We start from the raw sequence: 22,933 nt of genomic DNA, 5'->3' as shown, positions 1-22,933 counted from the left end.
AAGTTACTTTGGGTGCGGAGTAGCCTGAAAATTCATTCATCCCCAGTGGAAATTGTCATGGCAGATATTTTTATCAAGATTGATGGAATTACTGGCGAATCGCAAGATGCCAAGCATCCTAACGAAATTGAAGTACTTAACTGGAATTGGTCTATCAAGCAGAAGTCCAGTATGCACTCCGGCGCTGGAGGCGGTGCGGCAAAGGCCACCGTATCGGATTTACGTTTTATTCATGCCATAGACCGTGCGAGTCCCAACCTCGCGGGGTATTGTTTCCGGGGGCAACATATTCGAAGAGCCCAATTAACCATGCGTAAGGCCGGAGGCACACCACTCGAATACCTAAGAATTACCATGTTTGACGTGGTTATTACACACGTAGAACCTGTCGCCGAGAGTGATACTGCGCTGGAGCACGTCGCATTGTCGTTCGCGCGGATGACGCACGAGTACATTTTACAAAGCCCGCTGGGTAGCAGTCAGGGTACAGTTTCGGCGGTCATCGACGTAAAAGAAAACCAGGCTGCCTGAATGTCGACGCCGCTAATCGATACAGGCGATGAGCCGTCTTTTGAGTGGGACGGCTCCCTGAAACCCAAAGGCGCTGGTCTGTTTGATCTTCGACCGCCGGGTGTGCCATTTGATGCAAAACCCATCTATGATACAGACTTGGACTGCATCATCGGATATCAAAAGGAAAACGCTGGAGTCTTTCGTATCTATGCGTTGGATGGAGGCATAGCGGTAAATGAAGTACCGCTTGAGACCCCGCTATTTGACCCGCTTGATGCAGTGTTCCTCGTTGGCGGTGTTTGGCGGGCGGGCCTCCGAGGGGTTGCGGAGTGGGGCGTAAAGGGTGTTGGTGCGTCTCTTGAGCGAACAGCGCTGTATAGCTTGCGCACGCGGTACTATGCGCTTATGCAGCGGCCATTGCGCTTTGCCGCTGAACCGCTCAGACACATGAAAGAGCCAGGGCGGTTCGTACCCGTTCATATTCTTCGGCTTGCTATCAAATATGGCAAGCGCACTCCTGATCCACGAGGAGCGTCGGGGATTTTTATGTATAAAATTCCAATTACTCGTCTAGGAGAAAGTAAAACTTCGAAGAAATATGTTTTAGAAGTTCTTGTTAGTGAAAGTGATTATATAATTTATCATTTTAAGTATGGTCCTGTAAAATGAAAAAAATCGCTGTTCGCGTTGGTGAGTACATTGAGTCCATCGTGGAAATCACATGGGATGGACAGGGGAATTCTGTAATGTGCGACGTTAGATACATTGCAGCGAACCCGCCAGGTGTGCCGACTCTCAGTGAGCAGCTTGATCAGAAATTCAATATCACGGAGCGAAACTATATTCTGACCGGCGGCTTTTTTTCGATGGCACTTGATCCGCAGGGACGGATTATGGATTGGTCTATTTATACCAATCCGAATCGATGGATTCGAGGAGAGCGTCGTTTTGAAGAAGGCATACCGGCGACCGTTCATATTGACGCGGAATTTGATGAGAATAGGCACGGTAGTATCGGGGAGCCGACAGAGTTTTATGAACCGGTTCGCGGTACATTTTATCTTTCGTGGGGCGAGGCTTCGACATGGTATGCGCTTGCTCCTGCCCTGGCGTTGGGCGTGACTGGAGACAACGGTCTGGCTCAGATTCGGTTAGATGGTCTGCATGTGCAAACGGTCGGACAAGAGCCTACAGGTTTCTGGGCGATGCTACGGCGACGCTTTGGTGGACACAATTGAGCGATATGACGATGATCGCCGGCATGCAAACATGCATCGCCCATTTTCTGTCGCGGGAAGCGACGAAGTCGCATTGCGAATCTGGCCGGAGGCGTTGATCGAGCTTGGCCGACATAGCCTCCACGCAGCCGCAAAAAACAAAAAGCCCAGCCGGTTAAGGCTGGGCTTTTTGCTTGATACTGGTCGGAGCGATAGGATTCGAACCTACGACCCTCTGATCCCAAATCAGATGCGCTACCAGGCTGCGCTACGCTCCGAAGAGTCGTGGATTGTAGCGGCTCTTTATATGCCGCGTCAAATGAGTTTGCGTTTGGCCTGCATACGCCCGTATCTCGACAGCCGCCTCACGCCAAACCCCCAGACCCGCCCCCCAAAAACCTCCTTCCAGGAACCGTCCTAAATACTGTATAAATATACAGGTTGGCGGCGTGCACCGATGCACCGTCCCAACCTCCTCGTCATGCCCCGTTCAGCGTTGGGTAGGGCGTTCTATTTCCTTTTTCCAGAGCGCGATCATGGCGGCAGCACTCCAGCTAGCGGCGACACACCTGCCGCCCCGGCTGCAAAGCCGGATCTGGCAAGGCAACCAGGTCGCCTGCACGAGCGGGCGCACGGTGCCGAGCGGCCATGCCGCGCTCGATGCGCTGCTGCCTGGCGCGGGCTGGCCCGCGGGCAGTCTGAGCGAGTTGCTCGTCGAGCAGGGCGGTATCGGCGAGATGCGGCTCGTCGCGCCCGCGCTGCGCACGCTCACTGCTCAGGAGAGGCGGCACGTGCTGCTCGTCGCGCCGCCGTGGCGACCCTATGCGTGCGCGCTCAAGGCGTGGGGCATCGCGCTCGAGCGTCTTGTCTGGGTGCGTGCTGATGACGATGAGGCGCCCTGGGCCGCCGAGCAGGCGCTCAAGCAGGACGGCATCGGCGCCGTGCTGCTGTGGCAGCCGAAGGCGCGCGCCGACGCCCTGCGGCGCTTGCAGGTCGCCGCGCAGGATTCGCAGGCGCTGGCCTTTCTGATGCGCCCGCCCGCGGCGCGCAGTCAGTCGTCGCCGGCGCCGCTGCGCATGGTCTGCACGCCGGTGCCGCCGCCCGAGGCGGATACGCGTCTGAATCGCCGTGAATGGATGCAGTTCACGGGGGTGCGCGTCGATATTTTCAAGCGTCGCGGGCCGCCGCCCGCCCAGCCACTCGTCGTCACTTTGCCGCTACAGGAGTCGGTGCTGCCCCAGCCGGGCGCCGCGCCGACCATGCCGTGGCCCGGGGTCAATCATGCTGTGGATCGCCGTCACCTTGCCGTTGTTGCCGCTGGAGGCCGTGAGGCCGCCGCTTCCGTCGATCGGGTCGTCTGAGGGCGAAGGTGAGGATCTAGCCGAGCGCTGCTATGCGCTTGCCGATCACGCACGCATCCTGATCGCCGATCGCGACGCGTTTCGCCTCGGCGTGCAGCCCGGCAGTACGCGCGCACATGCGCTCGCGCTGGCGCCGGGCCTCGTGCTGCTCGAGCCCGATGCGGCGCGCGAGACGCGTGCATTCGAGGCACTCGCGCTCGCCTTGCTCGCCTACACGCCGAAGGTCTCGCTCGCGCAATCGTCGCAATCCCATACGTTGCTGCTCGAAGTCGGCTCCGGGCTGCGGCTGTTCGGCGGCGTGCGCGCGCTGCTCGCGAGGGTCGAGGCCACGGTGGCCGATTGCGCTCACGCCGCGCGCATGGCCTGCGCGCCCACGGCGTGGGGCGCATGGACGCTCGCGCAGGCGCATGCGTGCGCCGGGGCCCATGCCGTGCGGCGTTTCCGGGTGCTCAAGGAGCGCACGCTCGCGCGCGTGCTCGATGCGTTGCCGGTCACGCTCGCGCCGTTCGCCGTGCAGCACGAACATGCGCTCACGCAGATCGGTTGCGCGACGCTCGGCGATTTGCGGCGCTTGCCACGCGACGGCATCGTGCGGCGTTTCGGCGATGGCGTGCTCGCCTGGCTTGCGCAGGCGCGCGGCGAGGCCCCCGATCCGCGTGCGTGGTTCACCGCGCCGCCGTCGTTCCATGCGTCGCTCGAATTGCAGGCGCGCGTGGAGAGCGCCGAAGCGCTGCTGTTCGCCGCGCGCCGCCTCGTGATGCAGCTGGCGGGCTGGCTCGCCGCGCAGCACGGCGCGCTCTCCGGCTTCGAGCTGCGTCTGGAGCACGAACTGGCGTCGCGCCACGCGCCGCGCACGTCGAGTCTGCGGCTGTCGTGGGCCGCGCCATCGCGCGACGCCGAGCATCTGCTGTGGCTGCTGCGCGAGAAGCTCAACCAGACCGAGCTGGCCGCGCCCGTGATTGGCATGGCTCTCGTGGCTGATCAGGTGAGCGAGTACGCGCCGCCCACCGACACGCTGTTCCCGTCGCCCGAGGCCTCGGATGCGTCGCTTGCGCAGCTGTTCGAGCGCATCGGCGCGCGTATCGGCGAACAGAACGTGTTGCAGTTATTTGTCGAGGACGATCATCGGCCCGAGCATGCGATGTCGGCGCGCACCTGGCGGGCGCCGACACGACGCCAGGCGCCACGCAAGCCGCGCAAGACCCACGGGCAGGCAGAAGCGCAAGAGGCGCGAGAGGCGGGCGCGCCGGTGCAAAGCGCCTTCGACCTGCCCGAGGTGCCGCTGCCGGCGCAGCCGCGTCCGGCGTGGCTGCTCGAAAAGCCGCTCAAGCTGACTACGCGCGACGACCGGCCGGTTTATCGACGTCCGCTCAAGACGCTCACGCGCACCGAACGCATCGAGGCGGGCTGGTGGGACGGCGAGGGCGCCGAGCGCGACTACTACGTCGCCGCCGACGATCAAGGGCGCATGTTCTGGCTCTACCGCGAGCGCATCGGCGGCCAGTGGTATCTGCAAGGGCTGTTCGGCTGATGCGGCGCGATCCGCGCGGCCAGTCTTCATTCGTCTTTAACGCATCATGTCGAACCACGGAGCGGGCGCATCGTTGCCCGCGCAACCTTCTTCTCCGGGGCAGTTACCCGCGCAGTTGCCAGACTATGCAGAGCTGCACTGCCTGAGCAACTTCACGTTCCTGCGCGGCGCGTCGCGCCCGAACGAACTGGTCGAGCAGGCGATCCGCCACGGCTACAGCGCGCTCGCTCTCACCGACGAGTGTTCGTTCGCGGGCGTCGTGCGGGCCTGGAGCGCGCTCAGGGACTACGACGAGGCGCGCAGGAAGGCTCACGAAGAGGCCAGGCGCGTGGCCGCCGATCAGCACCGCGCCACGCCCGCACCGTTCATACCCGCGCTGCAACTGCTGATCGGCAGCGAACTGAACCTCGTCGATGAAGACGGCGCGCCGTTCTGCACGCTCGTCGCGATCGCCATGAACCGCGAGGGCTACGGCAATCTCTGCGAGCTGATCACGCTGGCGCGCTCGCGGGCGAACAAAGGCGAGTACCGCGTGCATCCGTCCGATTTCACCGACCCCGAACCGGATTTCACGCATCTGCGCCATCTGCGCGACTGCGTGCTGCTGCTCGTGCCGCAGCGCACGGCCACGCTCGCCCAGGCGCTGCGCGCCGCGCACTGGCTCGCGGGTTTCGCAGCCGAGCGCGCGTGGCTCGCGCTCGAACTCTGGCAGACCGGCGGCGACGACACGCAGATCGAGGTGCTGCGCCACGTCTCGCAGGAAAGCGGTTTGCCGCTCGTCGCGGCGGGTGGCGTCCTGATGCACGCGCGCTCGCGCAAGCCCTTGCAGGACACGCTCAGCGCGGTGAGCATCGGCCGGCCGCTCACGTCGTGCGGGCGGGCGCTGGAGCCGAACGCGGAGCGTCATCTGCGCTCGCGCGTGCGGCTGAGCCATCTGTATCCGCGCGATACGCTCGATGCGACGCTCGACGTCGCGCGTCGCTGCACCTTCGACCTCGGCGAACTGGCGTACGAATATCCCGAGGAACTGGTGCCCGCGAGTGAGACACCCACCACCTGGCTGCGCAAGCTCGTGATGCAGGGCGCCGCCGAGCGCTGGCCCGACGGCATGAACGAGAAGCGCGAAAAGCAGATCGAGCAGGAGCTCGAACTGATTACCGAGCTGAAGTACGAGAAGTATTTCCTGACCGTGCACGACATCGTGCGCTTCGCGCGCGAGCAAAACATCCTCTGCCAGGGACGCGGCTCGGCGGCGAATTCGGTGGTCTGTTTCTGCCTGAAAATCACCGAGATCGACCCCGTGCGCATGAACATGCTGGTTGCGCGCTTTCTGTCCCGCGCGCGCAACGAGCCGCCCGACATCGATGTCGATTTCGAGCATCAGCGTCGCGAAGAGGTCATCCAGTACATCTATCGCAAGTACGGGACGCGCCGCGCGGCGCTCGCGGCGACGCTCATCACGTATCGTTCGCGCAGCGCGTTGCGCGACGTGGGCAAGGCGCTTGGGCTCGACAACATGCTGGTCGAGAAACTCTCGGGCGCGCATCAGTGGTGGGACGGCCCGGACTCGATCGCGCATCATCTACAGGAGGCAGGCTTCTCGCCGGACTCGCGCGTCACGCAGCAACTGATCCGCCTCACGCGCGAGCTGCGTGGTTTTCCGCGTCATCTCTCGCAGCACGTGGGCGGTTTCGTGATCGCGCGCGACAAGCTCTCGCGGCTCGTGCCGATCGAAAACGCGGCGATGAAGGACCGCTACGTGATCGAGTGGGACAAGGACGATATCGACGCGCTGCGGCTGCTGAAAGTGGACGTGCTTGCGCTCGGCATGCTCTCGGCGATCCGGCGCTCGCTCGAATTCGTCGCGCTGCGGCGCGGGCTGCCTCAGTTCGGCGTGCAGGACATTCCCGGCGAGGACCCGGCCGTCTACGCGATGTGCAGCCGTGCGGACACGGTCGGCGTGTTCCAGATCGAATCGCGCGCGCAGCAGAGCATGCTGCCGCGCTTGCGTCCACGCACCTATTACGACCTCGTGATCCAGGTGGCGATCGTGCGGCCCGGGCCGATCCAGGGCGACATGGTGCATCCCTATCTCAAGCGCCGGCATGGCGAGGAAGCGGTGGAGTACGCGAAGGACGAACTGCGCCCGGTGCTCGAACGCACGCTCGGCGTGCCGATCTTCCAGGAGCAGGTGATGCATCTCGCGATGGTTGCCGCCGACTACACCGGGGAGGAAGCCGACAAGCTGCGCCGCGCAATGGCCGCGTGGCGGCGCGACGGCAATCTGAAGCCGTATCAGGAGGACCTCACGCAACGCATGCTGCACAAGGGTTACTCGTTGGAATTCGCCGAGCGCATCTGCAAGCAGATCGAGGGCTTCGGCGATTACGGCTTTCCGGAAAGCCATGCGGCGAGCTTCGCGTTGCTCGTCTACACGAGCTCGTGGCTCAAGCGTTACGAGCCGGCCGCGTTTCTTGCGGGGCTCCTGAACAGTCAGCCGCTTGGCTTCTATTCGCCGTCGCAACTGGTGCAGGACGCGAAGCGTCACGGCGTGCCGGTGCGCGCACCCGATATCGCGTTGAGCGACTGGGCGTCCGTGCTGGAAATGCGCGGTCGCCCCGGCGTGCGTCTCGACGACACCACCGCGCGTACCCGCAGCGCCAGGGTGGCGCACTACCGGGCGCGGCTGGGCGCCGCATGGTCGGCCGCATTCGCACGTCCTGACAAGCCGCGTTTTCCTGCGCTCATGCGTCGTCACCGGCGCCTCGCCCGCTGGCGCGCCGCGCTGGCACCCGAGTATTACGGGCACGGCGGCCCGGCGGTGCGGCTGGGCTTCAGCCTCATCAAGGGATTTTCCGAGAGCGCTGCGCAGCGCGTGATGGTCGCGCGCGCGCAAGCGCCTTTCACCGATGTCGACGATCTCGCGCGCCGCGCCGCACTCACACGCCGCGAGCTGGAGGCGCTGGCGGCGGCCAATGCGCTCGAGAGCATCGCGGGGCACCGGCGCGAGGCCTGGTGGGCCGTGACCGCGCAGCATGCGGTGCCCGCGCTACTGCGCGATGCGCCGGTGGCCGAGGCGCGCATCGATCTGCCACAGGCCTCGGAGGGCGCGGAGATCGTCGCCGATTACGCGAGCCTGCGCCTCACGCTCAACCGCCATCCGCTCGAACTGCTGCGGCCGGGGCTCGCGAAGCAGCGTTTTCGCAGCGCGGCGCAACTGGCGCACTGCGCGCACGGCGCGCTTGCGCGCGTGTGCGGCATCGTCACGGTGCGGCAGCGGCCGGGCACGGCCAAGGGGACGATCTTCGTCTCGCTCGAAGATGAAACCGGCTCGGTCAACGTGATCGTGCATGCGGCGCTCGTGGAGACGCAGCGCAAGGAACTGCTCGGCGCGTCGCTGCTGGCGGTCGCGGGCGTGGTGCAGCGTCAGGGCGAGGTCGTGCATCTGGTCGCGCAGCGGCTGGAGGACCATAGCCGCCTGCTCGGGCGGCTCGCGACGCAGAGCCGCGATTTTCACTAGGAAGGGAGAGGGCGCGCGGCGTGGACAAGCCGCGCGCCAGAGCGACCAGAATGGATTACGACTGGGCGCGCTCGCGCCCGAAGGCATCGAGCACCGCGCGGATGCCCGCGTCGAACGGTGTGCGCCGGCCCATGCCCAGCGCTTCGAGCCGTCCCGAATCGAGATGGCAGTCGCGCGGACGCGGCGTGGCGTCGGCCGGTTCGGTCTGGGCGGCGAGATGCGCCTCGATGCCCAGCGCGTTTGCGATGCGTTGCGCGATCTCGTACTTGGTCATCGGCTCGTCGCCGGACCATTGCGCGATGCCGCGCACGGCGTCGCCATCGGCGCAACGCGTGAGCAATTCGCGGATCACGAACGCCACGTCGGGCGTGAAGGTGGGATAGCGCGTGGCCCACGCGTCCATCACGGCGGGCGCGCTGCCCGCCTGCGCCGAAGCGCGGACCGCCGGCACGAGGCTCGTCACCGCCGACTCCTGCCAGTTCACGATCGGGCCGTAGAGCAGCGGCAGGCGCAGCACCAGCGCATCGTCGGAGGCGTCGAGCAGAGCCTGCTCGCCTTCGAGCTTGCTGCGGCCGTAGGCGTTGAGCGGATTCGGCGCGGCGTCGGGCAGATAGGGCGGCGCGCTGCCGTCGAACACGTAGTCGGTTGAGATCGACAACACCCACGCGCCGCGGGGTTTTGCTGCGGCGGCGATGTGGCGCACGGCCTCGACATTGAGCGCGCGCGCTGTGGCGGGATCGTGCTCGCAGACATCGGGGCGGCGCTCGGCGGCGGCGATCACGATCGCGTCGGGGGCTTCGCGCGCGACGAAGTCTTCAACTGCGCGCGCGTCGCGCACGTCGAGCGCAACCTGCTGCGCACCCACGCGGCTGAACGCCGTCTGCACAACCTGCCAGCCGGTCTGCGCGGCCAGCTCGCGCACGAGCGCGCGGCCGAGCAGACCGGAGGCGCCTGCTATGGCGACCTTGAACATGGCGCGGCGCGTCAGGCGGCGGACGTGGCGGTGACGGTATAGCCCGCTTCGTCGATGGCGGCCTTGAGCACCTCGGCGCTCTGGCTCGACTCGACGCTCACGCGGCCCGCAGCCAGGTCGATCTGGACCTGGGCGGCGGCGTCCTGCTCATGGATCGCGCGCGTGACGGCGCCGACGCAGTGCTGGCAGCTCATGCCTTCGACGTTGAACTGGATCATGGTGATTTCCTTTGAAAAGAGGGCTAAGGATGCGTCGCCGATTATGCCAGTGGCGTTCGGACGAGGCGGCTGGACCTTCCCATCGTGGGAAGGTGTAGGATCAAAAAGTCAGCAAAGAGCAGGAGAGCAGCATGAACATCGGCGAAGCGGCGCGCGAATCGGGCGTCACGGCGAAAATGATCCGCTATTACGAGAGCGTGGATCTGATTGCGCCCAAGGCGCGCACGGATTCCGGCTACCGCGTCTTCGGCATGGAAGAGGTGCACGCGCTGCGCTTCATCCGCCAGGCGCGGCGCCTCGGGTTTCTCGTCGACGACATTCGGCGCTTGCTTGCGCTCTGGCACGACCGCTCGCGCGCCAGCGCCGAGGTCAAGGCCATCGCGCTCGAACATGTGACCGAACTCGACCAGCGCATTACCGAGCTCACGCAGATGCGCGACACGCTGCGCCACCTTGCGGCCCATTGTCACGGCGACGACCGGCCGGACTGCCCGATCATCGAGCGACTCGCGGACCCGGAACCGGTTGCGCAGGGCGTTAAAGCTTGACGTCGCGCAAGGGTTGACCAAAAGGTGCAACCCGCGTCGAAAATACATCGCAACTTTTTCGTTTTTTTGCACAATGTTGGTGCGATTTTGTGCGGCGATTGTCGCCGCCGCGCAAATCATGCCGAAAATCCGACGAAAAATCATGATGTTGCCCAATGTCAGCCGTGCACCATTCCAGATTGGAATGCACTGTATGCGAGCAATTCACTAGCAAAAACAGGTGCAACCGTTATAATGCGGGTTATCCCTTACGAGGGTAATCCCTGATGCAAATCCACCGGGGATACATCTGATCCTTGGAGAACACCATCATGTTTGCGTACCTTCTTGAAAAGCTGAGCACCTGGTTTGAAACTGCAGAACGTCGTCGTCGCGAAACGTACCTCGCGTCCTCGAGCGACATCGTGCAGCTCGAACAGCGCATCCGCTCGCTCGAATCGAACGGCTACTCGCTGTAAGTTGCAAGCAGTCCGCTGGCCCGCGCATCAGGGCCGCCGACTTGCCGCAAGCCCCGCATCTGGCGGGGCTTTGTCATTTCTGGGCCGGTTTGCGCGACGGTGAGCCGCTTGGGCCGCTTGATCTGCCTGAAAGTGCCGCGATGCCTTGCAGTCTGAACCTTGCCATTGCGGTAAGGTAAAGTCCTTTTTGCGATTAGCCGACAACACATAGGTCAGCGCCGATCTGGATGTTCACGGTCGGCGCACCATTCATCCGGGGGCTATGCATGGTGTCAGATCGAATTTCTCGTAAATCGCTGTGGGTCGCGCTGACGGCAAGCGCCGTGCTGGCGAGCGCAGGTGCGCATGCGGCAGGCAAGCCGTTGATTCTCGATACGGAAAGCGGGATCAACGATGGGCAATCGGGCACGGTGCTACAGACCGCGCCGCTCTCGCATCAGCCGATGGTGCAGATGCAGCAGTTGTCTACGTTGAATGGGACGGGCGCGGACGGCTCGCAGCCGATCATCGTCGCGCCTTATGTGGAAGTGCCGGGTGGGGGCGGGCGGCCGCCGCGACCGCGCACCACGCAACAGCAATATTCGCCCCAACAATACGCGCCGCAGCAATAGCGGCGTGGCCTGGTGAGGCTGGATGCGGCCTGATCCCCAGGCCGCCTGTGGGCGTCAGTCGCCGCGCGATTCGATCTTGAACTGCGCGCCGTCGTCCTGCCCCAGCGTCTTCACGAGCCAGGGCATGGCTTCCTTGAGCGACGCCGCGAGCGTATAGGGCGGATTCAGGATGAACATGCCGCTGCCGTAGAGCCCGAACCCGTCATGCGGCGGGCGGCTGACCGACAGCGAAACGTGCAGCCAGTTCTTTTCCTGCAGGCGCTTGAGCTGCTCCGGGAAACGCTGCGACTCGGGCCGCGTGACCTGCGGATACCAGACCGCATAGGTGCCGGTGGCAAAGCGCTCCAGGCTTTCCTCGACGCATTTGAGCGTGCGCGAATAGTCGCGCTTGTCTTCGTACGACGGGTCGATCAGCACGAGCGCACGGCGCGGCGGCGGCGGCAGCAGCGCCTTGATGCCGTCGAAGCCATCGCCCGGGTAGATCATCACGCGACGGCCCGCGTCGCGAAAGCGATGACGCAGCACGTCGATTTCCGTGGTGTGCAGTTCGAACAGGCGCATGCGGTCCTGCTCGCGCATCAGTCGCCAGGCCAGATACGGCGAGCCCGGATAGAAGCGCAGATCGCCATCCGGATTGAGCGCGGCCACTTCATCGACGTAATCCGAGAGCAGCGCGGGCAGGTCGGTGCGCCCCCACAGCTTGCCGATGCCGGTGTCGAACTCGGCGGTCTTCGTCGCATAGCCTTCGCGCAGCGCATAGGCGCCCGCGCCCGCATGGGTGTCGATATACCAGTACGCCTTGTCCTTCTTGCCAAGGTGATTCAGCAGTTGCACGGCGACGGCGTGCTTGAGGACATCGGCGTGATTGCCGGCGTGAAAGGCGTGACGGTAGCTCAGCATGATGGGGCCAAAGGCAAGCTCGGGTGACGCGGGTTGGGTGCAAACGCGCGTGGCCCGATGGCGGGTGAGACGGATCGGCGGCGCATTCCAGGTTCATGTGCGCCGCCGGCGAGGCCGCGTATTGTACAGGCGTCCGGACAACGGACGGCGTGCGGCAAGAGCGCTTACTCGTAGGCTTCGCCGACGATAGCCTCGATTTTCTCCTTCACCTCGGGCGTGATCTTTTCCGCCACCTCAAGCGCTTTCATGTTTTCGCCGATCTGCTCCACGCGCGAGGCACCGGTAATGACCGTGCTCACATTCGGATTCTTGAGAATCCAGGCGAGCGCCAACTGGCCAACCGTGCAGCCCAGTTCCTTCGCATAGTCGGCCAGCTTGCCGACGATCGCGTTTTTGTCCGCGTCCGTGACCTGCTTGCGCAGCCAGTCGTAGCCCTGCAATTGCGCGCGGCTGTCGGCGGGCACGCCGCCGCGATACTTGCCTGTCAGCAACCCCGAAGCGAGCGGGCTCCATGTCGTGAGTCCCAGACCGATGTCCTCATAGAGGCGGCGATACTCGTCCTCCACGCGGCGGCGGTGGAACAGGTTGTACTGCGGCTGTTCCATCACGGGCTTATGCAGATGGTGGCGTTCCGCGATTTCCCACGCGGCGCGAATCTCGTCCGCGCTCCATTCGGAGGTGCCCCAGTAGAGCGCCTTGCCGCGCGTGATCATGTCGCTCATCGCCCAGACGGTTTCCTCGACCGGCGTGTTCGGGTCGGGGCGATGGCAGAACACCAGATCGACGTAATCGAGTTGCAGACGCTTGAGAGAGTGGTCGATCGCGTCCAGCAGGTATTTGCGGTTGAGCGTGTGGTACTGGTTGGGCGCCTCGTTCAAACCCCAGAAGAACTTGGTGGACACCACGTAACTCACGCGCGGCCAGGCGAGTTCCTTGAGCGCCTGGCCCATGATTTCTTCGGACTGGCCACTTGCGTAGACTTCGGCGTTATCGAAAAAATTGACGCCCGCATCGCGCGCCGCGGCGAGCGATTCGCGGGCGAGATTGCGATCGACCTGATTGCCGTACGTGACCCACGAGCCGATGGACAGTTCGCTGACTTGCAGGCCGGAGCGGCCCAGTCGCCGATAGTTCATGAACGTCTCCTTTGCGTAGAGCAGGCAAGTTAGCACGATCCGCGTGCGGGCGCTGATGGCCCGCGCCGCGCTGCGTCAAGCATGCAGCAAATGCATGCGATGAATCGAGGGGCCTGCCAGCTTCACGCGCGTGACAGGCGGGTTCATGCACAATAGCGCGGTTGACCGCGGCGCAACATTCAACCGGATGGCATAGGCCATCCGGACGATTTGACGGCGTGTGCGCGTCGGGGTCTCATCCTGTCCACTGTATCCATTACCTGGAGGTGCTCGATGTCGTCTCTCTCTCTGAATACGAAGCTCGATGGCAAGGTCGCGGTCGTTACCGGTGCGGCTAGCGGCATCGGCAAGCAGATCGCGCTCACGCTTGCCCAGGCGGGCGCTGCGGTCGCCATCGCCGACCTGAACCAGAGCGGCGCCGACGCCGTGGCGGAAGAGATCAAGGGCGCGGGCGGCAAGGCTATTGGCATTGCCATGGACGTGACGAGCGAAGAGGCCGTCAACGACGGCATCGACAAGGTGGCCGCCACCTTCGGCTCGATCGACATCCTCGTTTCGAACGCCGGCATCCAGATCGTCAATCCAATCGAAAACTATTCGTTTGCCGACTGGAAGAAAATGCAGGCGATTCACGTCGATGGCGCGTTTCTCACGACCAAGGCCGCGCTCAAGTACATGTACAAGGACGATCGCGGTGGCGTGGTGATCTACATGGGCTCGGTGCATTCGCATGAGGCCTCGCCGCTGAAGTCGGCCTATGTGACGGCCAAGCACGGGCTGCTCGGCCTCGCGCGTGTGCTCGCCAAGGAAGGCGGCAAGCACAACGTGCGCTCGCATGTGGTCTGCCCGGGCTTCGTGCGCACGCCGCTGGTGGACAAGCAGATTCCGGAGCAGGCGAAGGAACTGGGCATTTCCGAAGAGGAAGTCGTCAAGAAGGTCATGCTCGGCGGTACGGTGGACGGCGTGTTCACCACCGTCGAAGACGTGGCGCAGACCGTGCTGTTCCTTTCGGCGTTCCCGAGCGCGGCCTTCACGGGCCAATCGTTCGTGGTGAGCCACGGCTGGTTCATGCAGTAACGCGGAGGGCCGGTCATGGCGCAGCGCAAGAAAGGGCAGTTAGAGGCGCACCTTCAATCGAGCGCGGTCGGCGATGAGGCCGGCGCGCTTACCGGGGCGGCCACGCAGTCCCCGCAGGCGAGCGAAGCCCAGGCGCTCCACGAAGCACAAACCCAGGCGCGCGAGTCCCGCTGTAGCAGCGAATCCGCGCAATGGGAAACCGTCGCGCTCACGCTGCAAGGCGGCGGCGCGCTGGGCGCCTATCAGGCGGGCGTCTACGAAGGCCTCTTCGAGGCCGGTATCGCGCCCAACTGGATTGCGGGCATTTCGATCGGTGCGCTCAATACGGCGCTGATTGCGGGCAACGCGCCCGAGCATCGCGTGGCTCGTCTGCGCGAGTTCTGGGAGACGATCTGCCAGCCGGCATGGAGTCCGCCGTTGCCGGCTTTTCTCGAACACGCGCTCTTCAACGCGGGCGACGCCGTGCGCAAGACCTTCACGGCGTTCCAGGCGGCGGGCGCCGTGGTCGAAGGGCAGAAGGGCTTCTTCACGCCGCGCTTTCCGCCGCCGCTGCCCCACGCCTCCGGCCAGCCCGGCAAGGCGAGCTACTACGACACCACGCCGTTGAAGGCCACGCTCGAGCGGCTCTGCGATTTCGATCGCATCAACTCGGGCGAGGTCCGCGTGTCGCTCGGCGCGGTGAACGTGGGCACGGGCAACTTCGTGTACTTCGACAACACCACCACGAAATTGCGCCCCGAGCATTTCATCGCCTCGGGTGCGCTGCCGCCGGGCTTCGCGGCGGTGGAGATCGATGGCGAGTACTACTGGGACGGCGGCCTGATGTCGAACACGCCGCTCTACGAAGTGATCCAGACCACGCCGCGGCGCGACACGCTCGCGTTCCAGGTCGATCTGTGGAGCGCGCGCGGGCCGGTGCCCGACAACATCACCGACGTCCAGGGCCGCATGAAGGACATCCAGTATTCGAGCCGCACGCGTCTCGTGACGGACATGCTCCAGCGTTCGCAGCGCTTCAGGCATGTGCTGCGCGAGGTGCTGGATCGCGTCGGGCCGGAACATCGGCATGACGCGTGGGTCGAGCTGGCGGACGAGCTCTCGTGCTCCAAGAAGTACAACGTGCTCCATCTGATCTATCGGCAGAAGGAGTACGAAGGCCACTTCAAGGACTTCCAGTTCGGCACCACGACGATGCGCGAACACTGGTCGAGCGGCCTCTCGGATATTCGCGCGACGCTTGCGCAGCCGGGCTGGCTCGACAAGCCCGACAACGACTCGGGCTTCGTCACGCACGATATCCATCGCGATACCCGCGGCCCCGGCGCTGGTCCCCGCTAGTTCTCACGCAGGCCCGCAGTAAAACAAAAGGCGTCCGTTCTTGCGAACGGACGCCTTTTTTATCGCAGCCCCAGCGTGTGAGGCTTACGCGCGATGCTTACTTCAGCACGGCCGAGACGGCGCTGGCGACCGCGTCGAGGTTGCGCGTGTTGAGCGCGGCCACGCAGATGCGGCCCGTGCTCACGGCGTAGATGCCGAACTCTTCGCGCAGACGATCGACTTGCGCCGCCGTCAGGCCCGAGTACGAGAACATGCCGCGTTGCACGTTGATGAAGTTGAAGTCGCGGTCGACGCCGGCAGCAGCGAGGCGCTCGACGAGGCCCGTGCGCATGGCACGGATGCGGTTGCGCATTTCGCCGAGTTCGGCTTCCCACATCGCGCGCAGATCGGCCGAACCGAGCACCGCTGCGACCACCGAGCCGCCGTGCGTCGGCGGGTTCGAGTAGTTCGTGCGGATCACGCGCTTGAGCTGCGAGAGCACGCGCGACGATTCTTCCTTGCTGCTGGTCAGGATCGACAGCGCGCCGACGCGCTCGCCGTACAGCGAGAACGACTTCGAGAACGACGACGACACGAACACGTTGAGTTCCGTCGCGGCGAAGAGGCGCACGACTTCGCCGTCTTCGGCGATGCCGTCACCGAAACCTTGGTAGGCGATGTCGAGGAACGGCACGAGTTCGCGCGCCTTCACGACTTCGATGACCTGCTTCCACTGGTCGATCGTGAGGTCGACGCCGGTCGGGTTGTGGCAGCACGCGTGCAGCACGATGACCGTGCCAGCGGCGTAGCCGTTGAGCGCCGAGAGCATGCCCTCGAAGTTCACGCCGTTGGTCTGCGCGTCGTAGTACGGGTAGGCGAGTACTTCGAAGCCTGCGCTTTCGAACAGCGCACGGTGGTTTTCCCAGCTCGGGTCGCTGATCGCGACCTTGGCGGCCGGGTTCACGCGCTTGAGGAAGTCAGCGCCGATCTTCAGTGCGCCCGTGCCGCCCAGCGCCTGCGCCGTGACGACGCGGCCAGCCGCGATCAGCGGCGAGTCGTCGCCGAGCAGCAGCTTTTGCACAGCGGCGTCATAGGCGGCGAGGCCTTCGATCGGCAGATAGCCGCGCGGCAGACCGGCTTCCACGCGGGCCTTTTCCGCATCGCGCACCGCGCGCAGCAGCGGAATCTTGCCTTCCTCGTTGGTGTACACGCCCACGCCGAGGTTCACCTTGGTCGCGCGCGCATCGGCGTTATAGGCTTCGTTCAGACCCAGGATCGGGTCGCGGGGGGCGAGTTCGACAGCGGAAAAGAGGGACATGATGGTTCGGCAAAAGTGAAGGGAGAAGCTCGGTGGTCCGCGCGCCGCGGGTGTAACGGAAGACTTCTGGTGCGCGCGCCATGTTGCCAGGGCGCGCGAGGCGGCCGGCCACGCAACGCGCTATTGTAGCGAATCCGCAGGCCGGTTTTTCGCCGACTGTGACGCCAGCGGGGCCTTTATTCCCCATCTCCCGGCCAGCGCCTGCCCACGGCCGCGCGCAAAAAACGCATAGCGCGCCTCTTGCAGCGATGCTCCCGGCGCCCCATCTGGTCTAAGCGCAGCCTCGCGAAAAACGGTTCCCGAACACACTCCGGTTCATCCCTTCGCGGACTGCGCGTCCCCGCCCATGCCCAAAAGCGCCTCGCTCCCGCCCGGTGGCGAAACGCTAGAATGTTTGTTTGCTCCGCGCACAGGATGTCACCCATGTCCGACCACACCGTCGCCGACGCCCCGGCGCTCGACGAGTCGAAGTTCGTCCAGTACGACGGCTCGCCGTTCCAGCTCTACCAGCCGTATCTGCCGGCCGGCGACCAGCCGACGGCGATCGAGACGCTCGTCGAAGGCGTGGAGGACGGCCTCTCGTTCCAGACGCTGCTGGGCGTGACGGGCTCGGGCAAGACCTACACGATGGCCAACACCATCGCACGGCTGGGCCGTCCGGCGATCGTGTTCGCGCCGAACAAGACGCTCGCCGCGCAGCTTTACGCCGAATTCCGCGAGTTCTTTCCGCGCAACGCGGTCGAGTACTTCGTCTCGTACTACGACTATTACCAGCCGGAAGCCTACGTGCCGCAGCGCGATCTCTTCATCGAGAAGGATTCGTCGATCAACGAGCACATCGAGCAGATGCGCCTGTCCGCCACCAAGAGCCTGCTGGAGCGCCGCGACGTGATCATCGTGGCAACGGTGTCGGCGATCTACGGTATCGGCAATCCGTCCGAGTACCACCAGATGATCCTGACGCTGCGTCAGGGCGACCGTCTCGGCCAGCGCGAGATCATCGCGCGACTGATCGCGATGCAGTACAACCGCAACGAACAGGACTTCCAGCGCGGCACCTTCCGCGTGCGCGGCGACACCATCGACATCTTCCCGGCCGAACACGCCGAAATGGCCGTGCGCGTGGAACTGTTCGACGACGAAGTGGAAACGCTGCAATTGTTCGATCCGCTCACGGGCCGCGTGCGCCAGAAGATTGCGCGCTTCACGGTCTATCCGTCCTCGCACTACGTGACGCCGCGCGAGACCGTGCTGCGCGCGGTCGAAACCATCAAGACCGAGTTGCGCGAGCGGCTGGAGTTTTTCTACGCCGACGGCAAGCTCGTGGAGGCGCAGCGGCTCGAACAGCGCACCCGCTTCGACCTGGAAATGCTCCAGGAACTGGGCTTCTGCAAGGGCATCGAGAATTACTCGCGACACTTCTCGGGCGCGATGCCGGGCGAGCCGCCGCCTACGCTCGTCGACTATCTGCCGCCCGACGCGATGATGTTCCTCGACGAATCGCACGTGCTGATCGGCCAGTTCAACGGCATGTACAACGGCGACCGCGCGCGCAAGGAGAACCTCGTCAACTACGGCTTCCGGCTGCCTTCGGCGCTCGACAACCGGCCGCTCAAGTTCAACGAGTTCGAACACAAGATGCGTCAGGTCGTGTTCGTCTCGGCCACGCCTGCCGACTACGAGAAGCGGGTGACGGGGCAGATCGCCGAGCAGGTGGTGCGCCCGACGGGTCTCGTCGATCCGGTGATCGAGGTGCGCCCGGCTTCCACCCAGGTGGACGACGTGCTCGGCGAGATCAACGAGCGCGTGGCCGTGGGCGAACGCGTGCTGGTCACGACGCTCACCAAGCGCATGGCCGAGCAACTCACCGAGTTCCTGGCCGACCACGGCGTGAAGGTGCGCTATCTGCATAGCGATATCGACACGGTCGAGCGCGTGGAAATCATCCGCGATCTGCGTCTGGGCACCTTCGACGTGCTGGTGGGCATCAACCTGCTGCGCGAAGGGCTGGATATTCCCGAGGTCTCGCTCGTGGCGATCCTCGACTCGGACAAGGAAGGCTTCCTGCGCGCCGAGCGCTCGCTGATCCAGACGATCGGGCGTGCGGCGCGTAACGTGAACGGCAAGGCGATTCTGTATGGCGACCGCATCACCGACTCGATGCGCAAAGCCATCGACGAGACCGAGCGCCGCCGCGCCAAGCAGATGGCCTTCAACGAAGCGAACGGCATCGTGCCGCGCGGCGTGGTCAAGCGCATCAAGGACATCATCGACGGCGTCTACAACGTCGACGATGCGCGCGCCGAGTTGCGCGAGGAGCAGGAACGCGCCAAGTTCGAGGACATGTCCGAGAAGCAGATCGCGAAGGAAATCAAGAAGCTCGAAAAGCAGATGATGGACTACGCGAAGAACCTCGAATTCGAGAAGGCCGCGCAGACGCGCGACCAGCTGGCGGTGTTGCGTCGGCGTGTGTTTGGCGCGAACGTGGGCGATCACCCGATCTGAAGCCGATCCCCGCGGGGCGATGAAGTACAGGGAAGGGCGCACGGTGAAACCTCACCTGCGCCCTTTTTATTGATCCCGGCTTTCTCTTAAGCGATCGCTGAAAATGAATCGACGGCTTCTCGTAAGCTTACGTTAACAAAACGCTGCTAAAACCCTGCTGCAAAGGGGTTTTCCTTACGCGGCAATTTGTTCACCATCGGCATCGGTGTTAAACTCCGCCATTATTGAGAATTGTTCGCATTAACGTTTGCATGGTGATGCGCTCGATAATTCGGTTGTACCTCTCATAAAAAAATCAGGAGTTTCGATGCGGATCCAATCTTTCGTGCGCGGCACTGCCGTCATCGCGGCTGCGGCCGCTGCGTTTTCGGTTCAGGCAGCCGAGTACCCGATCGGCAAGCAGCAGATCCAGGGCGGTATGGAAATCGGCGCGGTCTATCTGCAGCCGATCACCATGGAACCGGAAGGCATGATGCGCAAGGCATCGGATTCCGACATCCACCTGGAATCGGACATCCACGCGGTGAAGAACAACCCGGTCGGCTTCGCTGAAGGCGACTGGATGCCGTATCTGCAAGTGCACTACGAACTGAGCAAGCCGGGTTCGACCTGGTCGCACAAGGGCGATCTGATGGGCATGGTGGCGAACGATGGTCCGCACTATGGCGATAACGTCAAGCTCGACGGCCCGGGCAAGTATCACCTGAAGCTCGTGATCGAGCAGCCGATGCAGACCGGCCACATGGCGTTCGGCCGTCACGTCGACAAGGAAACCGGTGTGGGCCCGTGGTTCAAGCCCATCACGCTCGAATACGATTTCCCGTTCGCGGGCATCGGCAAGAAGGGCGGCTACTAAGCATGTCGCGCGAGCGGCTCGTGTGCGGCACGTCGAGTGCACAGCGCGTGGGCCGCTGGCTGGTTTAGCGTCGCAAGTCCCGCGCGCTGGATAGCGCACGGGGCGCGAAGGACACCAAGGAACAGGTAAGACTGATGACTGGAATGCGGAAGTTTGCGGCGCTCGCGCTCAGCGCGTCATTGGCAGCGTCGCTCGCGGGCGTGGCAACGCTCGCGCACGCCGAAGATCTGCCCACGTTCAAGCTCGAAATGAACGATGGCAAGCTCAATCCCGCACGCATCGAAGTGCCGGCGGGCAAGCGCGTCAAGATCGAAGTGCGCAACGTTGGCAAGGGTGCTGCGGAGTTCGAGAGCGTCCAGTTGCGCAAGGAAAAGGTCCTGGCGCCGGGCGCGGATTCGTTCGTGGTGATCGCACCGCTCGATCCGGGCGAGTACAAGTTTTTCGACGATTTCCATCAACAGGCGCAAGGCGTCATTGTTGCGAAATAAGTGTCACCGAATAAGCGTCACGACATAAGCGTCGCATAGTCAGAACGCGGCCAGCGAGGGTGCTGGCGGCAGGAGGTGTTGAATGGGTCAGGTATTGTTCATCGTCTGGCGGGAGAGCGTCGAAGCGCTGCTCGTCGTCGGCATTCTGTATGCATGGCTGAAGAACGGCGACGCCGACGCGCGGCGCGGTCTGCCGTATCTGTGGGCCGGCGTGGGCCTGGGCATTCTCTCGGCGGTCGCGCTGGGTGCGGCGCTGGTCGGCTTTACGGAAGTGCTGTCGGGCGACGCCCAGGATTACTTCCAGACCGGCATGGTGCTGGTGGCCTGCGTGTTGATCGTGCAGATGGTGCTGTGGATGAAGCAGCACGGCCGCACGCTCAAGCGCGAGATGGAAGAGTCGCTGGAAAAGACCACGCGCGACGCGAACTGGTGGGGCATCACGGTGCTGGTCGCGCTCGCCATCGCGCGCGAAGGCAGCGAAACGGTGATCTTCCTTTACGGCCTTGGTTTCGGCCAGTCGGGCCATGTGGATGCGAGCCAGTACGTGGCCGTGCTGCTCGGTCTGGGCCTCGCGTTCCTGACCTTCTACTTCCTGCAACTGGGCGGCAAGATTTTCTCGTGGCGCCTGTTCTTCCGCGTCACCGAGATCATGCTGCTGTTCCTCGGCGCGGGTCTGTTCCAGACCGGCGTGGACAAGCTCATCGACAAGGAAGTCCTGCCGACTATCGTCGATCAGGTCTGGAATTCGTCGATGATCCTCGATGATTCGAGCACCTTCGGTTCGCTGGTCGCGACGCTCACGGGCTACCGCGCGCATCCGGCGCTGATGAACCTGATCGCTTACGCGGTGTACTGGCTCGTCGTCATGTTCCTCGCGCGCCGCGCGAGCGGGCGCAACGCGGCCATGAGCAAAAGGAAAGCAGCATGAGTTGTGCATCGGCCCAGCCGCCCGGCATGCCGCGGCCTAAGGTCAGGTCTGGCAGGCTGACCCAGGCGGGCCAATGGATGCAACGTCACGCCGCGGTGATCCGCGGCGTGCAGTGGGTCGTGGTCGCCGTCTACGCGTTCCTGATCCTCGTGCCCGCCGTCTTGCCGTTGCCCGACGACACCTCGCACCTTTGGAACAATCTCACGCTCGCGGCGCAGTTCGTGTTCTGGGGCATCTGGTGGCCGTTCGTGCTGCTCTCGATGGTGATGCTCGGACGCGTGTGGTGCGGCGTGCTGTGTCCCGAAGGCGCGCTCACCGAGTTCGCCAGCAAGTTCGGCCGCGGCTGGGCGATTCCGCGCTGGATGCGCTGGGGCGGCTGGCCGTTCGTGGCCTTCGGCCTGACCACCATCTACGGCCAGATGGTGAGCGTCTACCAGTACCCCAAAGCGGTGCTGCTGGTGTTGGGCGGATCGACGCTCGGCGCGATGGTGATCGGCTTTCTGTACGGGCGCGAGAAACGTGTCTGGTGTAAATATCTCTGCCCCGTGAACGGGGTTTTTGCGCTTCTGGCGCGTCTTGCGCCGTTCCGCTTCAAGGTCGATGAAGACGCGTGGCGCAACTCGTACAAGCATGGCGAGCACGGCGGGCATCGCGTGATTCCCGTGAACTGCGCGCCGCTCGTGCCGCTGCGCAACATGAAGGGCGCTGCGCAATGCCATATGTGCGGACGTTGCAGCGGTCATCGCGACGCTATCGCGCTGTCGTGGCGCTCGCCGGCGGAAGAGGTGGTGGAACTGGGCGACAGCCAGGCTAGCGGCTGGGACACGGCGCTGATCCTGTACGGCCTGCTCGGTATCGCCATCGGCGCGTTCCACTGGACCGGCTCGCCCTGGTTCATCGGCATGAAGCAGTGGCTCGCGGGCTGGCTCATCGACCGCGACATCACCTGGCCGCTCGAGACCAACGCGCCGTGGTTCCTGCTCACGCATTATCCTGAGCAGAACGATGTGTTCTCGTGGCTCGACGGCACGATGATCGTCGGCTATATCGTCGCGACGGGTCTCGTTTACGGCACGGCGCTGTTCGCGATTCTCGCGGCGGCGACTACGGCGCTCGGGCGCTTCGACATGCGCCGCGTGCATCACTTCACGCAGTCGCTGATCCCGCTCGCGGGCGCGGGCGTGTTCCTCGGCCTCTCGGCCACGACGCTCTCGCTCCTGCGCGCGGAACACGTGCCGCTCGAATGGGCGACGGAAGTGCGCATCGGCATCCTCGTCATTACGAACCTGTGGAGCGCGTGGCTTGCGTGGCGCGTGACGGGCCGCTACAGCACGCGCTTCTGGCAGCGTGGCCTTGCGATGCTGGGCTTCGCGCTTGCGCTCGCCGTGGTCGATAGCGCCTGGTGGCTCATGTTCTGGGGCTGGACGCGTTAAGCGCATCAAGCGCTGTTTTCGCGCG

21 protein-coding genes and 1 tRNA gene are annotated in these 22,933 nt (G+C 64.1%); 16 read left to right on the top strand and 6 right to left on the bottom strand.

Translation table 11 applies throughout. From position 1 onward, the window contains the following. The first annotated feature begins 57 nt into the window (after positions 1 to 57). The 3 genes from U5782_RS22720 to U5782_RS22710 are packed head-to-tail and all read left to right on the top strand — an operon-like array spanning position 58 to position 1,751. On the top strand, positions 58 to 531 hold the full coding sequence (locus U5782_RS22720; RefSeq protein ID WP_322046141.1) for a type VI secretion system tube protein Hcp: 474 nt from the start codon (positions 58 to 60) through the stop codon (positions 529 to 531). Continuing rightward, the gene (locus tag U5782_RS22715) at positions 532 to 1,182 is read left to right on the top strand and encodes a hypothetical protein (protein ID WP_322046140.1); all 651 of its coding nucleotides are present in this window, start codon (positions 532 to 534) and stop codon (positions 1,180 to 1,182) included. Then, a complete protein-coding gene (locus tag U5782_RS22710) occupies positions 1,179 to 1,751 on the top strand; it encodes a hypothetical protein (protein WP_322046139.1) in 573 nt (190 codons plus the stop codon). The genes U5782_RS22715 and U5782_RS22710 overlap by 4 nt, the downstream gene beginning before the upstream one ends. Before the next feature lie 180 nt (positions 1,752 to 1,931). Here the strand turns inward: U5782_RS22710 and U5782_RS22705 are convergent. Continuing rightward, positions 1,932 to 2,008 (bottom strand) — tRNA-Pro (locus U5782_RS22705). Positions 2,009 to 2,266: 258 nt separating this feature from the next. On the opposite strand from U5782_RS22705, the gene imuA reads away from it, so the two are divergent. From imuA to U5782_RS22690, 3 genes are read left to right on the top strand one after another with little or no spacing between them, the layout of a single operon-like run. Further along, complete coding sequence (imuA, locus tag U5782_RS22700) at positions 2,267 to 3,091, top strand: translesion DNA synthesis-associated protein ImuA (RefSeq protein ID WP_322046138.1); 825 nt, start codon at positions 2,267 to 2,269, stop codon at positions 3,089 to 3,091. Then, positions 3,012 to 4,622: a DNA polymerase Y family protein gene (locus U5782_RS22695; RefSeq protein WP_322046137.1), complete on the top strand. Its 1,611-nt coding sequence runs from the start codon at positions 3,012 to 3,014 to the stop codon at positions 4,620 to 4,622. Before imuA ends, U5782_RS22695 begins: the two co-directional genes overlap by 80 nt. A 46-nt stretch (positions 4,623 to 4,668) precedes the next feature. After that, positions 4,669 to 8,142 (top strand): error-prone DNA polymerase, encoded by a 3,474-nt coding sequence (locus tag U5782_RS22690; RefSeq protein ID WP_322046136.1) that lies wholly within the window; start codon positions 4,669 to 4,671, stop codon positions 8,140 to 8,142. 55 nt (positions 8,143 to 8,197) lie between these two features. Here the strand turns inward: U5782_RS22690 and U5782_RS22685 are convergent, their stop codons facing one another. Together U5782_RS22685 and U5782_RS22680 are read right to left on the bottom strand one after the other, a co-directional pair. Further along, complete coding sequence (locus U5782_RS22685) at positions 8,198 to 9,115, bottom strand: SDR family oxidoreductase (protein ID WP_322046135.1); 918 nt, start codon at positions 9,113 to 9,115, stop codon at positions 8,198 to 8,200. Between the two features lie 11 nt (positions 9,116 to 9,126). After that, positions 9,127 to 9,333, bottom strand: a complete 207-nt coding sequence (locus U5782_RS22680; RefSeq protein WP_322046134.1) for a heavy-metal-associated domain-containing protein — start codon at positions 9,331 to 9,333, stop codon at positions 9,127 to 9,129. 131 nt (positions 9,334 to 9,464) lie between these two features. Here U5782_RS22680 and cueR point away from each other — a divergent pair, with 131 nt between their 5' ends. From cueR to U5782_RS22665, 3 genes are all read left to right on the top strand, one after another. After that, positions 9,465 to 9,881, top strand: a complete 417-nt coding sequence (cueR, locus tag U5782_RS22675; protein WP_322046133.1) for a Cu(I)-responsive transcriptional regulator — start codon at positions 9,465 to 9,467, stop codon at positions 9,879 to 9,881. 311 nt (positions 9,882 to 10,192) lie between these two features. Then, a complete protein-coding gene (locus U5782_RS22670; RefSeq protein WP_322046132.1) occupies positions 10,193 to 10,339 on the top strand; it encodes a DUF3563 family protein in 147 nt (48 codons plus the stop codon). 266 nt (positions 10,340 to 10,605) lie between these two features. Next, entirely contained in the window at positions 10,606 to 10,950 is a 345-nt protein-coding gene (locus U5782_RS22665) for a hypothetical protein (protein WP_322046131.1), read from the top strand. Positions 10,951 to 11,004: 54 nt separating this feature from the next. Here U5782_RS22665 and U5782_RS22660 read toward each other — a convergent pair whose 3' ends face one another. Then, positions 11,005 to 11,850 (bottom strand): 23S rRNA (adenine(2030)-N(6))-methyltransferase RlmJ, encoded by an 846-nt coding sequence (locus tag U5782_RS22660; protein ID WP_322046130.1) that lies wholly within the window; start codon positions 11,848 to 11,850, stop codon positions 11,005 to 11,007. Positions 11,851 to 12,014: 164 nt separating this feature from the next. Next, positions 12,015 to 12,986 carry an aldo/keto reductase gene (locus U5782_RS22655; protein WP_322046129.1) on the bottom strand — a complete coding sequence of 324 codons (972 nt, stop codon included), beginning with the start codon at positions 12,984 to 12,986 and terminating at the stop codon, positions 12,015 to 12,017. Between the two features lie 273 nt (positions 12,987 to 13,259). Between U5782_RS22655 and U5782_RS22650 the strand changes: the two genes are divergently transcribed. Together U5782_RS22650 and U5782_RS22645 are read left to right on the top strand one after the other, a co-directional pair. After that, positions 13,260 to 14,063, top strand: coding sequence for a 3-hydroxybutyrate dehydrogenase (locus U5782_RS22650; RefSeq protein WP_322046128.1), 804 nt, complete (start codon positions 13,260 to 13,262; stop codon positions 14,061 to 14,063). Between the two features lie 15 nt (positions 14,064 to 14,078). Continuing rightward, positions 14,079 to 15,401, top strand: a complete 1,323-nt coding sequence (locus tag U5782_RS22645) for a patatin-like phospholipase family protein (RefSeq protein WP_322046127.1) — start codon at positions 14,079 to 14,081, stop codon at positions 15,399 to 15,401. A 97-nt stretch (positions 15,402 to 15,498) separates the two neighbouring features. On the opposite strand, the gene U5782_RS22640 is transcribed toward U5782_RS22645, so the two are convergent. Next, on the bottom strand, positions 15,499 to 16,698 hold the full coding sequence (locus tag U5782_RS22640) for an amino acid aminotransferase (RefSeq protein WP_322046126.1): 1,200 nt from the start codon (positions 16,696 to 16,698) through the stop codon (positions 15,499 to 15,501). 423 nt (positions 16,699 to 17,121) lie between these two features. Here U5782_RS22640 and uvrB point away from each other — a divergent pair, with 423 nt between their 5' ends. From uvrB to U5782_RS22615, 5 genes are all read left to right on the top strand, one after another. After that, a complete protein-coding gene (gene uvrB, locus U5782_RS22635) occupies positions 17,122 to 19,203 on the top strand; it encodes an excinuclease ABC subunit UvrB (RefSeq protein WP_322046125.1) in 2,082 nt (693 codons plus the stop codon). A gap of 307 nt (positions 19,204 to 19,510) precedes the next feature. After that, positions 19,511 to 20,059, top strand: a complete 549-nt coding sequence (locus U5782_RS22630; RefSeq protein ID WP_322046124.1) for an iron transporter — start codon at positions 19,511 to 19,513, stop codon at positions 20,057 to 20,059. 143 nt (positions 20,060 to 20,202) lie between these two features. Continuing rightward, a complete protein-coding gene (locus U5782_RS22625; RefSeq protein WP_415914391.1) occupies positions 20,203 to 20,547 on the top strand; it encodes a cupredoxin domain-containing protein in 345 nt (114 codons plus the stop codon). Positions 20,548 to 20,629: 82 nt separating this feature from the next. Then, the gene (locus U5782_RS22620; protein WP_322046122.1) at positions 20,630 to 21,475 is read left to right on the top strand and encodes an FTR1 family iron permease; all 846 of its coding nucleotides are present in this window, start codon (positions 20,630 to 20,632) and stop codon (positions 21,473 to 21,475) included. Beyond that, positions 21,472 to 22,908, top strand: a complete 1,437-nt coding sequence (locus U5782_RS22615; protein ID WP_415914380.1) for a 4Fe-4S binding protein — start codon at positions 21,472 to 21,474, stop codon at positions 22,906 to 22,908. The genes U5782_RS22620 and U5782_RS22615 overlap by 4 nt, the downstream gene beginning before the upstream one ends. Positions 22,909 to 22,933 lie beyond the last annotated feature (25 nt).

It is taken from the genome of Paraburkholderia sp. J67 (assembly GCF_905220265.1).
GTDB lineage: Bacteria > Pseudomonadota > Gammaproteobacteria > Burkholderiales > Burkholderiaceae > Paraburkholderia.
This window is presented reverse-complemented; position numbering and strand designations above follow the sequence as displayed.

Coding starts and splice junctions, on each gene's coding strand:
- U5782_RS22630 (WP_322046124.1), top strand. CDS start 19,511: ATGCGGATCCAATCTTTCGTGCGCGGCACTGCCGTCATCGCGGCTGCG.
- U5782_RS22660 (WP_322046130.1), bottom strand. CDS start 11,850: ATGCTGAGCTACCGTCACGCCTTTCACGCCGGCAATCACGCCGATGTC.
- U5782_RS22650 (WP_322046128.1), top strand. CDS start 13,260: ATGTCGTCTCTCTCTCTGAATACGAAGCTCGATGGCAAGGTCGCGGTC.
- uvrB (WP_322046125.1), top strand. CDS start 17,122: ATGTCCGACCACACCGTCGCCGACGCCCCGGCGCTCGACGAGTCGAAG.
- U5782_RS22695 (WP_322046137.1), top strand. CDS start 3,012: ATGCTGTGGATCGCCGTCACCTTGCCGTTGTTGCCGCTGGAGGCCGTG.
- U5782_RS22640 (WP_322046126.1), bottom strand. CDS start 16,698: ATGTCCCTCTTTTCCGCTGTCGAACTCGCCCCCCGCGACCCGATCCTG.
- U5782_RS22710 (WP_322046139.1), top strand. CDS start 1,179: ATGAAAAAAATCGCTGTTCGCGTTGGTGAGTACATTGAGTCCATCGTG.
- U5782_RS22625 (WP_415914391.1), top strand. CDS start 20,203: ATGCGGAAGTTTGCGGCGCTCGCGCTCAGCGCGTCATTGGCAGCGTCG.
- U5782_RS22665 (WP_322046131.1), top strand. CDS start 10,606: ATGGTGTCAGATCGAATTTCTCGTAAATCGCTGTGGGTCGCGCTGACG.
- imuA (WP_322046138.1), top strand. CDS start 2,267: ATGGCGGCAGCACTCCAGCTAGCGGCGACACACCTGCCGCCCCGGCTG.
- U5782_RS22690 (WP_322046136.1), top strand. CDS start 4,669: ATGTCGAACCACGGAGCGGGCGCATCGTTGCCCGCGCAACCTTCTTCT.
- cueR (WP_322046133.1), top strand. CDS start 9,465: ATGAACATCGGCGAAGCGGCGCGCGAATCGGGCGTCACGGCGAAAATG.
- U5782_RS22655 (WP_322046129.1), bottom strand. CDS start 12,986: ATGAACTATCGGCGACTGGGCCGCTCCGGCCTGCAAGTCAGCGAACTG.
- U5782_RS22620 (WP_322046122.1), top strand. CDS start 20,630: ATGGGTCAGGTATTGTTCATCGTCTGGCGGGAGAGCGTCGAAGCGCTG.
- U5782_RS22715 (WP_322046140.1), top strand. CDS start 532: ATGTCGACGCCGCTAATCGATACAGGCGATGAGCCGTCTTTTGAGTGG.
- U5782_RS22720 (WP_322046141.1), top strand. CDS start 58: ATGGCAGATATTTTTATCAAGATTGATGGAATTACTGGCGAATCGCAA.
- U5782_RS22645 (WP_322046127.1), top strand. CDS start 14,079: ATGGCGCAGCGCAAGAAAGGGCAGTTAGAGGCGCACCTTCAATCGAGC.
- U5782_RS22670 (WP_322046132.1), top strand. CDS start 10,193: ATGTTTGCGTACCTTCTTGAAAAGCTGAGCACCTGGTTTGAAACTGCA.
- U5782_RS22680 (WP_322046134.1), bottom strand. CDS start 9,333: ATGATCCAGTTCAACGTCGAAGGCATGAGCTGCCAGCACTGCGTCGGC.
- U5782_RS22685 (WP_322046135.1), bottom strand. CDS start 9,115: ATGTTCAAGGTCGCCATAGCAGGCGCCTCCGGTCTGCTCGGCCGCGCG.
- U5782_RS22615 (WP_415914380.1), top strand. CDS start 21,472: ATGAGTTGTGCATCGGCCCAGCCGCCCGGCATGCCGCGGCCTAAGGTC.